The 12,457-nt window shown below is 72.6% G+C and carries 13 protein-coding genes; 5 read left to right on the top strand and 8 right to left on the bottom strand.

The genetic code is table 11. The annotated features are described in order from the left end of the window. The first annotated feature begins 20 nt into the window (after positions 1-20). Both purF and purM read left to right on the top strand, forming a co-directional pair. Positions 21-1,580 (top strand): amidophosphoribosyltransferase, encoded by a 1,560-nt coding sequence (gene purF, locus LL648_RS03100; protein WP_374111965.1) that lies wholly within the window; start codon positions 21-23, stop codon positions 1,578-1,580. Positions 1,581-1,671: 91 nt separating this feature from the next. Next, positions 1,672-2,775 (top strand): phosphoribosylformylglycinamidine cyclo-ligase, encoded by a 1,104-nt coding sequence (purM, locus tag LL648_RS03095; protein WP_232660816.1) that lies wholly within the window; start codon positions 1,672-1,674, stop codon positions 2,773-2,775. 148 nt (positions 2,776-2,923) lie between these two features. Here purM and LL648_RS03090 read toward each other — a convergent pair whose 3' ends face one another. After that, positions 2,924-3,595: an NUDIX hydrolase gene (locus tag LL648_RS03090; RefSeq protein WP_232660815.1), complete on the bottom strand. Its 672-nt coding sequence runs from the start codon at positions 3,593-3,595 to the stop codon at positions 2,924-2,926. A gap of 60 nt (positions 3,596-3,655) precedes the next feature. Here LL648_RS03090 and LL648_RS03085 point away from each other — a divergent pair, with 60 nt between their 5' ends. Further along, positions 3,656-4,687 carry an SPFH domain-containing protein gene (locus LL648_RS03085; protein WP_232660814.1) on the top strand — a complete coding sequence of 344 codons (1,032 nt, stop codon included), beginning with the start codon at positions 3,656-3,658 and terminating at the stop codon, positions 4,685-4,687. Next, a complete protein-coding gene (locus tag LL648_RS03080; protein WP_232660813.1) occupies positions 4,684-5,574 on the top strand; it encodes a hypothetical protein in 891 nt (296 codons plus the stop codon). Before LL648_RS03085 ends, LL648_RS03080 begins: the two co-directional genes overlap by 4 nt. 66 nt (positions 5,575-5,640) lie before the next feature. Here LL648_RS03080 and LL648_RS03075 read toward each other — a convergent pair whose 3' ends face one another. Genes LL648_RS03075 through LL648_RS03055 form a run of 5 tightly spaced genes read right to left on the bottom strand, consistent with a single transcriptional unit; the run spans position 5,641 to position 9,834 of the window. Continuing rightward, a complete protein-coding gene (locus tag LL648_RS03075; RefSeq protein WP_232660812.1) occupies positions 5,641-6,000 on the bottom strand; it encodes a GntR family transcriptional regulator in 360 nt (119 codons plus the stop codon). Then, complete coding sequence (locus LL648_RS03070; protein ID WP_232660811.1) at positions 6,000-6,914, bottom strand: DUF1648 domain-containing protein; 915 nt, start codon at positions 6,912-6,914, stop codon at positions 6,000-6,002. The genes LL648_RS03075 and LL648_RS03070 overlap by 1 nt, the downstream gene beginning before the upstream one ends. Before the next feature lie 45 nt (positions 6,915-6,959). Further along, entirely contained in the window at positions 6,960-7,955 is a 996-nt protein-coding gene (locus LL648_RS03065) for a Gfo/Idh/MocA family protein (protein ID WP_232660810.1), read from the bottom strand. Further along, positions 7,955-8,716, bottom strand: a complete 762-nt coding sequence (locus LL648_RS03060; RefSeq protein ID WP_232660809.1) for an SDR family oxidoreductase — start codon at positions 8,714-8,716, stop codon at positions 7,955-7,957. Before LL648_RS03060 ends, LL648_RS03065 begins: the two co-directional genes overlap by 1 nt. Next, positions 8,716-9,834 (bottom strand): phytanoyl-CoA dioxygenase family protein, encoded by a 1,119-nt coding sequence (locus tag LL648_RS03055; RefSeq protein ID WP_232660808.1) that lies wholly within the window; start codon positions 9,832-9,834, stop codon positions 8,716-8,718. The genes LL648_RS03060 and LL648_RS03055 overlap by 1 nt, the downstream gene beginning before the upstream one ends. 79 nt (positions 9,835-9,913) lie before the next feature. On the opposite strand from LL648_RS03055, the gene LL648_RS03050 reads away from it, so the two are divergent. Then, positions 9,914-10,906, top strand: a complete 993-nt coding sequence (locus tag LL648_RS03050) for a LacI family DNA-binding transcriptional regulator (protein ID WP_232660807.1) — start codon at positions 9,914-9,916, stop codon at positions 10,904-10,906. Between the two features lie 79 nt (positions 10,907-10,985). Here LL648_RS03050 and LL648_RS03045 read toward each other — a convergent pair whose 3' ends face one another. Continuing rightward, positions 10,986-12,110: an epoxide hydrolase family protein gene (locus tag LL648_RS03045; protein ID WP_232660806.1), complete on the bottom strand. Its 1,125-nt coding sequence runs from the start codon at positions 12,108-12,110 to the stop codon at positions 10,986-10,988. A 64-nt stretch (positions 12,111-12,174) separates the two neighbouring features. Continuing rightward, on the bottom strand, positions 12,175-12,387 hold the full coding sequence (locus LL648_RS03040; protein WP_232660805.1) for a hypothetical protein: 213 nt from the start codon (positions 12,385-12,387) through the stop codon (positions 12,175-12,177). Positions 12,388-12,457 lie beyond the last annotated feature (70 nt).

The following is a 12,457-nucleotide window of genomic DNA, read 5'->3' as shown; positions in this document are numbered from 1 at the left end:
CGCCTGACGAGGAGCGTGTTGTGCGCCCGAGTTCCGCCCGGAACGAGCACCCGACCGATCACTCCGACGACGTGGAATCCGACCCCGCCCCGCGCGAGGAATGTGGGGTCTTCGGCGTTTGGGCGCCCGGCGAGGACGTCGCGAACCTCACCTACTACGGCCTCTACGCCCTCCAGCACCGCGGGCAGGAGTCTGCCGGCATGGCCGTCTCCGACGGCCGCCGGATGGTGGTGTTCAAGGAGCTCGGGCTGGTCAGCCAGGTGTTCGACGAGAAGGTCCTCTCGTCGCTGAAGGGCCACATCGCCGTCGGGCACTGCCGCTACTCCACCACCGGCTCGACGATCTGGGAGAACGCCCAGCCGACGTTCCGGACCACCGCGACCGGCAGCGGCATCGCGCTCGGCCACAACGGCAACCTCGTCAACACCGCCGAGCTGCGCGACGAGATCGCCGCGACCCTCGCGCCGGCCGCCGGCAACGGGTCGCGAATCCAGGCGTCCACCGACTCCGACCTGATCACCGAGCTGCTCGCGGCGAGCGCCGCCGACATCGGCGTGGAGGAGGCCGCGATGCGGCTGCTCCCGCGGGTGCGCGGCGCCTACTCGCTGGTCTTCGCCGACGAGCAGACGCTCTACGCCGCCCGCGATCCCTACGGCGTCCGCCCGCTGGTGCTCGGCAGGCTGGAGCGCGGCTGGGTCGTCGCGAGCGAGACGGCCGCGCTCGACATCGTCGGCGCGTCGATGGTGCGTGAGGTCGAGCCGGGCGAACTGCTCGCGATCGATGCCAACGGCCTGCGCAGCTCCCGGTTCGCCCCGCAGGAGCCGAAGGGCTGCGTCTTCGAGTACGTCTACCTCGCGCGGCCCGATACGACCATCTCCGGACGTTCCGTCCACGCGGCCCGCGTCGAGATCGGCAGGAGGCTCGCGGAGGAGTTCCCCGTCGAGGCCGACCTCGTGATCCCCGTGCCGGAGTCGGGCACCCCCGCCGCCATCGGCTACGCGCAGGGCTCCGGCATCCCCTACGGCCAGGGGCTGGTCAAGAACCAGTACGTCGGGCGCACGTTCATCCAGCCGAGCCAGACGATCCGCCAGCTGGGCATCCGGCTCAAGCTCAACCCGCTGCGCGACGTCATCCGCGGCAAGCGGCTGGTGGTCGTGGACGACTCGATCGTCCGTGGCAACACCCAACGTGCGCTCGTCCGCATGCTGCGCGAGGCCGGTGCGCTCGAGGTGCACGTCCGGATCGCGTCGCCGCCGGTCAAGTGGCCGTGCTTCTACGGCATCGACTTCGCCACGCGCGCCGAGCTGGTCGCGAGCGGCGTCGACCCCGAGGGCGTGCGCAGGGCGATCGGCTCCGACTCGCTGGGCTACATCTCGCTCGACGGTCTGGTCGCCGCCACCGAGCAGCCGCGCAGCCGCCTGTGCGCGGCGTGCTTCGACGGCGAGTACCCCATCCCGCTGCCGGAAGAGGCGCACCTCGGCAAGCACCTGCTCGAGGACCTGGCCACCACCGCCACCGCCGAGGCTGCCGTTCCCCTCTCGGTCGGTTACGGTGCCGGCGACGCACTCGGTCGACCCTGAGTTCGTCACACCTGTCGCGCGCAACCCGCGCATGCCCGCTTGAGCGGTGCCACAGCGCCGCCCGTACACCCGCCCAGGAGCGAGACCGACCATGTCGTTGACCAGCCCGAACGCAGAGGGGTCCGGCGCGAGCTACGCCGCAGCAGGCGTTGACATCGAGGCCGGTGAACGAGCCGTCGATGCCCTTCGACCCTTTGCGGAGAAGGCCACCCGGCCGGAGGTCATGGGCGGGATCGGCGGGTTCGCCGGGCTGTTCGCGCTGAAGCTCGGCAAGTACAAGGAGCCGGTGCTCGCGGCGTCGACCGACGGAGTCGGCACGAAGGTGGCGCTCGCGCAGGCGATGGACAAGCACGACACCATCGGGCTCGACCTCGTCGCGATGGTTGTCGACGACCTCGTCGTCTGCGGCGCCGAGCCGCTCTTCCTGCAGGACTACATCGCCGTCGGCAAGGTCATCCCCGAGCAGATCGCCGCCGTCGTCGAAGGCATCGCGGAGGGCTGCCAGGCGGCCGGCTGCGCGCTGCTCGGCGGGGAGACGGCGGAGCACCCCGGGCTGATGGAGGCCGGTGGCTACGACCTCTCGGCGACCGGCGTTGGCATCGTCGAGGCCGACGCGATGCTGCGTCCGGAGCTCGTGCGCCCCGGCGACGTGCTGATCGCGATGGGCTCGTCCGGCCTGCACTCGAACGGCTACTCGCTGGCCAGGCACGTGCTGCTGGAGATCGGTCGGATGCCGCTCGAGGGCCACGTCGAGGAGTTCGGCCACACGCTCGGCGAGGAGCTGCTCGTCCCGACGCGCATCTACGCCAAGGACTGCCTCACGCTCGCCGCCGAGACCGGCGTGCGCACGTTCTCCCACATCACGGGCGGGGGACTGGCCCGCAACCTGGAGCGGGTGCTGCCCGCCGGGCTCGAAGCGGTCGTCGAGCGCGGCACCTGGACGCCGGCGCCGGTGTTCAAGCTCATCCAGACGCGTGGCCGGGTCGAGCGGGTCGAGATGGAGAAGACCTTCAACATGGGGGTCGGGATGGTCGCGGTGCTGCCCGCCGACGACGTCGACCGGGCGCTCGCCGTGCTGACCGCCCGCCACCTGCCGGCATGGGTGCTCGGCGAGGTGCGGCGGGCCGGCGACGGGCCGGCGACGTCCGGTCCCGGCTCGCGCGTCCACATGAAGGGCGAGCACCCCCGCTTCTGAGCGGTGCATGCGGCGGCCGGCCCGGACGGGATGTGCGTTGCGCACGCGAGGGCAGCAAAGCCACTTTCCGGCCCTCACGGGGCAGGAAAGTGGCTTTCCTGCCCTCCCAGCCCCCGGGTGAGCTGCGCGGTTGGGGTACGACCAGCGCCTAGTCCCGCAGCATCGGCGGATGCAGTGAGGTCGCGTTGCCGCGGCGGAACAGCTGGGCGGGTCGGCCGCGTCCGCTGCTGGTCGTGCGGGCGGTGGGGAGCAGGAAGCCGGGCGTCGAGGTGACCTTGCGCTGGAAGTTGCGTGGGTCGAGCGTCGTGCCCCAGACGGCTTCGTAGACCTCGCGCAGCTGCGAGACCGTGAACGTCTGCGGGCAGAACGTCGCCGCGAGCGTCGTGTACTCCAGCTTCGCCCTCGCGCGCTCGACGCCGTCGGCGAGTATCCGGGTGTGGTCGAAGGCGAGCGCCGGGAGCTCGGCGATCGGGTGCCAGGCGCTCCCGGCGGCGTCGGAGCCCGCCTGCGGCTCGGGCAGATCCGGTACGAGCGCGAGGTGTCCGACGCTCAGCACGCGGCCGCGCGGGTCGCGGTCGGGTGCCGCGTAGCTCGCGAGCTGTTCCAGGTGGTGGCCGCGCAGCGACAGCCCGGTCTCCTCGCTGAGCTCGCGGGTCGCGGCGTCGAGCAGGTCCTCGTGCGGGAGCACGAACCCGCCGGGCAGTGCCAGCTCGCCCTCGAAGGGTGGGATCCCGCGCCGGACGAGCAGCGTCGAGAACACCCCTTGCCGCACGGTGAGCACGACGAGGTCGACGGCGACCGCAAAAAGGTTGCCCCGCATTATCGTCACTCCGACCCGAATAGGTTATCGTCAGAGTGACGATAGTCGAGGGGGGCACCGATGGCCGACATCACACGCACGATCTTCTGGCACCACCTGCGCAGCGGACCGACGAGCTGGATCCGGCACGGCTCCAGCGGGGCGGTGCGCAAGGAGGGTGTCGGGCTCACGTTCTGGTTCCGCGCGGGTGTTGCCGTCCTCTCCGAGGTGCCCGTCGACGACCGTGAGCTGTCGCTGGTCTGCCACGCCCGCACGGTCGACCACGCCGAGCTGAGTGTCCCGGTCGGCATCACCCACCGCATCGCCGAACCGGGCCGGGCGGCGAGCCGGCTCGACTTCGGCATCGACCCGCGTACCGGCCGCTGGCGCGGCGCGCCGCTCGACACGCTCGCCACCCTGCTCGGCGAGCTCGCGCAGCAGCCCGTGCTGGCCCTGCTGGCCGGATCGACGCTGCAGGACGCGCTGGCCGCCGGGCCCGATCCGGTGCAGCGGGCCATCGAGGAGCGGCTGGCCGACGACGAGCGGCTGGCCGACCTGGGGGTGGTCGTCGTCGGGGTGCGGGTGCTCGCGGTGCGCGCCGCGCCCGACCTGGAGCGCGCGCTGCAGACCCCGACCCGGGAGGCCGCGCAGGCGAGTGCCGACCGCGCGACGTACCAGCGTCGGGCCGACGCCGTCGAACGCGAGCGGGTGATCGCCGAGAACGAGCTGCAGAGCAAGATCGAGCTGGCCAGGCGCGAGGAGCAGCTCGTCGCGCAGCGCGGTGAGAACGTGCGGCGCAAGGCGGAGCTCGACGCCGCGGCCGCGCTCGTGGCTGCGGAGGCCGGGATCCGGAGGGACCAGCTGGCGGCCGAGGCGGAGGCGGCGCGCAACCGCGTCGTCTCGGCGGCGCAGGCCGAGGCGCTGCGGATCGTCGGGCTGGCCGAGGCGGCCGCGGAGGCGGCGAAGATGGACGTCGTGCGCGACCTGCCGCCCGGCGTGCTCACCGCGCTCGCAATGCGCGAGCTGGCCGGTCACTTGCCGGAGATCGGGCAGCTCACGATCACCCCTGACGTGCTGACCGGCCTCGTGACCAGGCTCGGCACCACGACGTGAGCACGCTGGAGCCGCGGGTCGTCGTCGTGACGCGGCGCAGCGCCTACCGCGAGCTGCTCGACCGGCACGGCACTCCCGGTGCCGTCGCGTTCTTCCTCCGCGACCGCGATCCCGACGAGCTCGACGTGCTGCGCAGCCGTCACGACGCGTGGGCGGCCGCGCTCGACACGGTGCAAGCGGCGTTGCCACGCAGCTGGCGCACCGGGCGCGCCGACCGGGAGGAGCTGGCTGCGTTCCCGTTCGGCGATGGCGACATCGTGGTCGCCGTCGGCCCGGACGGGTTGGTGGCGAACGTCGCGAAGTACCTCGACGGCCAGCCGGTGATCGGGGTGGACCCGCAGGAGCCTGCGGTGCTGGCGCGGCACCGTCCCGAGGACGTCGCCGCCGTGCTGCGGGCCGTCGTCGCGGGGACGGCCGCGGTGCAGGACCGGCAGATGGTGGTCGCCGAGCTCGACGACGGGCAGCACATGCGCGGGCTCAACGAGGTGTTCGTCGGCGACCGGGGGCACCAGTCGGCGCGCTACCTGCTGCGCCTGCCCGACGGGCGCGGCGAGCCGCAGAGCAGCTCCGGCGTCGTGGTCGGCACCGGGACCGGCGCGACCGGCTGGTGCGCGTCGCTCGTGCGCGGGGTGGCGGCGCCTCCCCGCCTCCCCGACCCCGCCGAGCAGGCACTCTGCTGGTTCGTGCGGGAGGCGTGGCCGTCGCCGACCACCGGTGCCGAGCTGGTGGCCGGCCGGCTCGAACAGGGTGAGCGGCTGGAGCTGACCGTCGGCTCCGACTCGCTCGTCGTCTTCTCCGACGGCGGCGAGGCCGACCGGCTCACCGCCGTCCGCGGCCAGCGGGTGACGATCGGCCTCGACGAGCAGCGGCTGCGGCTGGTCGGGTAGCCGGCCAACCGTCGACAACGACGTTCTGGCTGTTTGTGAGCGCTAACAACAGCCAAAACGTCGTTGTCAACGGGTTGCTGCTGCCGCCCGGACCATCGTGATGATCTCCTCGTCGTCGAGGTCGATCCGGCGGGCGGCGGCGACGAGCTGCTGGGCGATCTCGACGACGGCCGCACGGCCCGCGGGCGATCCCGCGCAGACGATTGCGCCACGCCCGCGGCGCAGCTCGATGAGCCCTTCGTCCCGGAGCTGCTGGTAGCCGGCGAGGACGGTGTGGATGCTCACCCCCAGCGAGTCGGCGAGCTGCCGGGCGGCGGGGAGGCGTTCCCCGGCCCCGGCCGAGCCCTCCGCGATGCCGCGGCGCACGCTCGCCGCGATCTGGTCGGCGAGCGGTGTGCTGCGCGCGGGATCGACCCTGATCAGCATCAGCGTTCCCGACGATCGCTGATGGCGCCGAGCAGCGCTGCGGCCGTGGCCGGGTCGTCGACCGTGACGGTGAGCTGCGAGCCCGACCGGCGGGTGACGACGAGCGCCTCGCCGGAACGGAAGATCACCCCGCGGCCGCCTGGCACGATCCGGTATCCCCACCCGCCGAACTGCGTCGGCTTCACGTCCGCCACCTCGGCGGCCGCGATCTCGGCGGCCGCGACCCGGATGCGCGGCCATCCGAACGGGCCGAAGGCGACGGTCAGGCCGCGCCGGTCGACGGTGACCCGGCCCGTGGCGAGCAGCGCCGCCAGTGCTCCCGCCACGCCGACGGCCAGCCCGACCCCCGGTCGCACCAGCACGCCGAGCGCCGCACCTGCGGCGATGAGCGAGCCGCCGAGCAGCACCAGCCACCAGGCGCCGACCGATCGCGACCAGCTGACCTGTTCCGTCGCGCCGAGCTCCATCGTCGGTACTGATCGCGGCCCCGCAACGGCAGCCGCTTTCGGCACTGCGAACCCGATCAGGCTCGCCGCCCCGGCGGCCACGACGGCGAGCGGGAACGTCCAGGCCGGCAGCGACGCGGCTGACGCGTCGGTCAGATCGAGGTTCGCGGCAGCGCACGCGAACAGCACCGCGCCGAGCCAACCCGCCGTGGCGCCGGATGCCGCGACCGTCCAGCGCGCGCCGCTGCGGTGCGACACCACGGCGAAGATCGCTGCCATCCCGACGCCGAGCGCCGCCGTGATCAGAGCGAGTGTCCAGCGGTCGGTGAACTGGTCGGCGTGGCCGGCGGGCCCGAAGTGGGTGGCGACCGGGTCGGGCAGCCGGGCGCCCGCGGTCGCGAGCAGGACGATCGCCGGTGTGACGGCGACCAGGTGCGGCGCACCGCCGAGAACCGCCCGAGCCTTCACGCCCGCCTCCCGTTTGTTATAGGAATACTATAACAAGTAGGGGTGTCACGTCATGATGTCGTCGATCCGGATCGGGCGGTGCTCCTCCAGCGACAGGGTTGCCGCCTCCGCGATCCAGCCGACGGCCAGCGCGTCCTCGACGGTGCACGGCGACGGGATCCGGCCGGCGACCAGCTCGGTGAAGGCGGCGAGCTCCGCGCGGAAGGCGTTGGCGAGACGGTCCATGAAGAACTGGTGCGGCGGGCCTGCCGGGAACGCCACGCCGGGTTGCGTCGAGCGGAGGGGCAGGCCGTCGTCGAGACCGGCGGCCACGCTGTCGTCCGACCCGTGCAGCTCGAGCCGCACGTCGTAGCCGCGTGCGTTGTACCTGCTGTTGGAGACGAGCGCGAGGGTGCCGTCGTCGAGGGTCAGCACCACGGCAGCCGCGTCGACGTCGCCGTACTCGGCGAAGAACGGGTCGCCGTTGTTCGAGCCGGTTGCGTAGACCTCGACGACCTCCCGTCCGGTCGCCCACCGCACGGCGTCGAAGTCGTGCACCGCGCAGTCGCGGAAGATCCCGCCGGAGCCCGCTATGTACGCGGCCGGCGGGGGAGCGGGGTCGAGCGTTGTCGAGCGCACGGTGTGCAGACGGCCCAGCTCGCCGCTCGCCGCAGCGGCCCGCGCGGCCTTGAACGCGACGTCGAACCGGCGCGGGTAGCCGACCTGCACCGCGGCGCCGGCGACCCGCGTGGCCACCGCGACGGCATCGCCGATGTTGCGGGCGAGCGGCTTCTCGCAGAACACCGGGAGCCCGGCGTCGACGGCGGCCAGCACCAGCGTCGGGTGCGCATCCGTCGCCGCGGCCACCAGCAGCCCGTCGACGCCGGAGCCGAGCACCTCCGCCACCGAGTCGGCGGGTTCGGCCCCGACCTGCGCGGCCACCGCGGCCGTCACGGCGGCGTCGGCGTCGTGCACGACCAGCGATTCGACGGCGTCCAGGTCGGCGAGGGTGCGGGCGTGGAACGCGCCGATCCGGCCGAGTCCGATCAGTCCCAGGCGCATCAGTCCAGCCCTCCGAAGACGTTCTGGTCCCAGTCGATGACGGAGCCGGTCACCACGCCGCTGCGCGCGGAGAGCAGGAAGACGACGAAGTCGGCGATCTCGTCGACCTGCCCGAGCTTGCCCATCGGCAGCTTGCTCGCCGCGGTGTCGCGCCAGGTGTCGTCGGCGTCGTGGAAGCGGCGCTGCGTGGCGTCCTCGCCCTCGGTCTCGGTCCACCCGATGTCGAGGCCGTTGATCCGGATGCGATCGAAACGGTGCGCGTGCGCGACGTTGCGGGTGAGCCCGGCCAGGCCGGCCTTCGCCGCGACGTACGGCGCCAGGTACGGCTGCCCGCCCAGCTCCGACGACGAGATGATGTTGACGATCGAGCCGGGTGCGCCGCGCCCGAGCATGTCCCGCACCGCTGCCTGCATCAGGAAGAACGGCGCCCGCAGGTTGATCGCGATGTGTCGCTCGAACAGCTCGGGTGTGGTGTCGAGCAACGTGCCGCGGTCGGTGAGGCCCGCGGAGTTGACCAGCGCGTCGATCCTGCCCAGCTCGGCGACGACGGTGGCGACCGACGCCTGTGCCTGCTCGACGTCCGCGACGTCGGCACGGACGAACAGCGCGCCGATGTCGGCCGCGAGCTTCTCGCCGATCTCCGCTCGGCGCCCGGTGACGGCCACCCGCGCGCCTTCGCGGGCCGCGGCGCGGGCCACGCCGGCACCCACGCCTTGTGTTCCGCCGCTGACCAGCACGACCTGGTCGTCCAGCAGTCCCATCAGTGCGTCCTCCTCCGGTCGGTGTGCGCCGCCAGCTCGGCGCGGAACTTCGGGTCGTCCCAGCCCTCGGCCAGCGCGCGCCGGATGAGGTCGGCCTGCGTCGGCGGCGCGAGCCCGTCGACCGGCGGGTCGCGGTCGAGGTTGGTCGGGAAGGCGTATCCCTCGGATGAAGCCGCGATCGCCGCATCCGGCGCGGGGTGCGAACGCAGCGCGGGGAAGATCGCCGCGCAGATCCGCTCGCGGTCGACGCTCTCCATCGCCCGCCCGAACGCCGACGAGACCTGCAGCAGGTTCGCCGTCCGGCGGATCCCGGCCGAGCGGTTGTGCCCGGCGCCGTGGATCACGGCGGGGTTGAAGAACGCGGCGTCGCCCTTCGCCAGCGGCAGCTGGACGTGCCGCTGCTCGAACAGCTCGCGGAACTCCGGCCGTCCGGTCGCCAGGTAGCCGGCCTCGTACTTCTGCGAGTGCGGGAGGTAGAGCGTCGGCCCGCTCTCGACCGGCATGTCGGAATGCGCGACGGCGCCCTGCAGCGTCAGCACCGGCGAGAGTCGGTGCACGTGCGCCGGGAACTGCTCGATCGACGTGCTGGGCAGGAACCCGAGGTGGTAATCGCGGTGCCCCACCTGCGCGCGCCCGCCCGGGTTGACCACGTTGACCTGCGACGTCACCTGGTAGCCCGGCCCGAGCCACGCGTGGGAGACGAGCGCGAGCACCGGGTTCGCGTAGTAGTCGACGAACTCTCTCGGCGCGCGCACGGCGAGCTTCTCCAGCGCGTTCCACAGGCGGTCGTTGGCTCCGGGCGGCGCGAAGTGGTCGCCGGCGACGGCTCCGCTCGCCCGCTGCTCGGCGATCAGCTCGTCGAACACGGCGGTGACCCGGTCGACGACGGCGGTGTCCGGGAACGCGCCGCGGATCACGACGACGCCGGGGCCGTCGGTGAAGGCGCGCACCAGCTCGGCCTGCGCCTGCTGACGCGTCGCGGCGAGCAGCGGTCCCGCCTCGTAGACCAGCACCTCCTGCTCGATCGCGCTGGCCAGCGGGTGGTCGGCGGGATCTGTTCGGTGCGCGAGCACCGCGATCAGGTCGTCGACCCGGCAGCCGTCGAGGGTGAGCGGCACGTTCCACCTCCGGTTCTTAAAGCGCTTTAACAACGGGTACTCTCCGGTTCGACCGGATGTCGTGTCAAGGGGTGGAAGCGTGCGCAGGCCTCGGCTGGAAGACGTCGCCGCCGACGCGGGCGTCTCGACGGCGTCGGTGTCGCTGGTACTACGGGGGATCGCCGGGCCGAGCGCGGAGACCCGCGAGCGGGTGCTCGAAGCCGCCACAAGGCTCGGCTACCGGGCTGATCGCACCGCGAGCCTGCTGGCCCGCCGCCGCACCCACCTGCTGGGCGTCCCGGTCGTGCTGCGCGACGCATTCCGGTCGGAGCTGGCCGAGGAGGTGCAGGTCGCGGCGGACGCCCGTGGATACACGGTGGCGCTGAGCGCGATCACGCCCGTGCACGACGAGGCCCGCGTCGTCGAGACGCTGCTCGACCTGCGCTGCGAGGCGCTGCTGCTGCTCTCGCCCGAGCTGCCGGCGCAGGCGCTGGCCGAGCTGGCCGAGCGGGTGACGCTGGTCGTGGTGGGCCGCCGGGTCGATCCTGCCGGATTCGACGTCGTCCGCGCTGCCGACGACGAGGGGGTCGGCCAGGCCGTCGACCACCTCGTTGCGCTCGGGCACCGCAGGATCGCGCACGTCGACGGCGGTGACCTCCAGATGGCGGCGGACCGCCGTGCCGGGTTCCTCTCGGCTGCCGCGCGCCACGGGATCGCGACGACGGTGCTGCGCGGCGGCCACGAGGAAGCGGCCGGCGCCGCGGCGGCGCGACGGATGCTCGACGCCGGCGACCTGCCGACCGCCGTCGTCACCGCCAACGACCGCAGCGCGATCGGCGTGCTGGACGTGCTGCTCAGGGCCGGCGTGCGGGTGCCGCAGGACGTCTCGGTGGTCGGCTACGACGACGGCGAGCTGGCCCGGCTGGCCCACGTCCGGCTGACGACGGTGAGCCAGGAGGCCGCCGTGCAGGCCCGTGGCTCGGTGGCGGCCGCACTCGAACGTCTCGACGAGGGTCGCACCGACCCGACCGAGCAGGTGATCCTGCCCCGCCTCGTCGTCAGAGGCACCACCTCCCGCCCCCCAGCCCGCTGAACCACGAACTTCCCCACCGTTTTGCCTACCTACACGGACATTTCGGCGTGCAGGTTGGCAAAACGGTGGGGAAGTTCGGTCAGGTGAGCTGGGTGAAGAACGTGTGGATGTCCTCGACGAGCCCGTCGGGGTCGGCCATCGCGACCATGTGGCTGCCGGCGTCGCGCCCGCCCCAGTGCACGATCTTGTTGGTGCGCGAGGCGATCGTCCGGAACGCCGACGGCCCGCCGTGCGACACCCCGGTCGGGACGACGGCCTGGTTGATCGGCATGCCGGCCGCGCCCTCGTAGTAGGTCCACGACGAGCTGGCGCCGGTGCCGGTCAGCCAGTAGAGGCTCGCGTTGGTCAGCACGTCCTCCCGGTCGACGGGCTCCACCTTCTTGCCCTCGGCGCCCGGCCAGCCGTCGAACTCGGTGAACCGCTCCACCAGGTACGCCAGCTGCGCGACGGGCGAGTCGTGCCACCCGTACGCCAACGTCTGCGGGCGCTTCGACAGGTAGCCCGCGTACCCACTGCCTCCGGCCCACCACTGCGCCATCTGCGCGAGCTCGGCCCGCTCCGCATCGGAGAGGTCTTCCAGCTCGGCCGGGTCGCCGGTCGGGACGCCGAGCCCGCCGGTGATGTGCACGCCGACGACGTGCTCGGGGTCGGTCACCGCCAGCTGCGGCGACACCAGCGCGCCCGCGTCGTTGCCGTGCGCCCCGTAGCGCTCGTAGCCGAGCCGGCGCATGAGCTCGGCCCACGTCCGCGCCACCCGCTCGACGCTCCACGGCCTCGGGTCGGCCGGCTCGGGGAAGGGCGAGAACCCGAACCCGGGCAGCGACGGCGCGACGACGTGGAAGCCCTGCTCCACGAGCAGGCCGAGGATCCGGGTGTGCTCGGCGACCGAGTTCGGCCAGCTGTGCGTGATGATCAGCGGCAGCGCATCGGGCTTCGTCGAGCGCGCATGCGTGAAGTGGACGACCTGGCCGTCGATCTCGGTGGTGAACTGCGGCAGCTCGTTCAGCGCTGCCTCGTGCGCCCGCCAGTCGTAGCCGGAGCGCCAGTGCTCGACGAGGTCCTTCAGGTACTCGACGGGGACACCCCTGCTCCACGCCTCGCCCGGCAGCTGCTTCGGCCACCGGGTTGCCGCGAGCCGAGCACGCAGGTCGTCGAGCTCGCTCTGCGGGACGGCGAGGCGGAAAGGTCGGATCTCATCGCTCATGTGGTAAGCGTAGGTACCGATTAGGTCGGTCCATGGCCTAATCGGCCACGGGCCTACTGGTGGATCAGTCCTGCGGTGCGGGCTGCTTGCGCGGCTCGCCGCGCCCGTGCCCGAGCTGACGCAGCTGCTCGGCGATCGCGGCCTCGACAGCGGCGTGCACGGCGGCCGGGGACACGTTCGGATCCACCGAGCGCGCTGCAGCCAGCGATCGTGAAGACACGGAGATGTTGACCATGCTGCTCGCCTCCCGGAGGTTCTCTTGACCAGTGTCGGCCATTGATTCTCCTGGCTCTATCGCCGGGGTGGGCGTCGGTGTGTCACCTCGTCGTGAGGCGTACGTCACCTTT

Origin of the sequence: Pseudonocardia sp. TRM90224, assembly GCF_021245725.1 — a bacterium.
Classification (GTDB): domain Bacteria; phylum Actinomycetota; class Actinomycetes; order Mycobacteriales; family Pseudonocardiaceae; genus Pseudonocardia.
The sequence above is the reverse complement of the archived record's forward strand: the minus strand, read 5'-3'. Positions and strand labels throughout refer to the sequence as shown.

Coding starts and splice junctions, on each gene's coding strand:
- LL648_RS03045 (WP_232660806.1), bottom strand. CDS start 12,110: ATGAGCGATGAGATCCGACCTTTCCGCCTCGCCGTCCCGCAGAGCGAG.
- LL648_RS03090 (WP_232660815.1), bottom strand. CDS start 3,595: ATGCGGGGCAACCTTTTTGCGGTCGCCGTCGACCTCGTCGTGCTCACC.
- LL648_RS03085 (WP_232660814.1), top strand. CDS start 3,656: ATGGCCGACATCACACGCACGATCTTCTGGCACCACCTGCGCAGCGGA.
- LL648_RS03040 (WP_232660805.1), bottom strand. CDS start 12,387: ATGGCCGACACTGGTCAAGAGAACCTCCGGGAGGCGAGCAGCATGGTC.
- LL648_RS03065 (WP_232660810.1), bottom strand. CDS start 7,955: ATGCGCCTGGGACTGATCGGACTCGGCCGGATCGGCGCGTTCCACGCC.
- LL648_RS03060 (WP_232660809.1), bottom strand. CDS start 8,716: ATGGGACTGCTGGACGACCAGGTCGTGCTGGTCAGCGGCGGAACACAA.
- LL648_RS03075 (WP_232660812.1), bottom strand. CDS start 6,000: ATGCTGATCAGGGTCGATCCCGCGCGCAGCACACCGCTCGCCGACCAG.
- purM (WP_232660816.1), top strand. CDS start 1,672: ATGTCGTTGACCAGCCCGAACGCAGAGGGGTCCGGCGCGAGCTACGCC.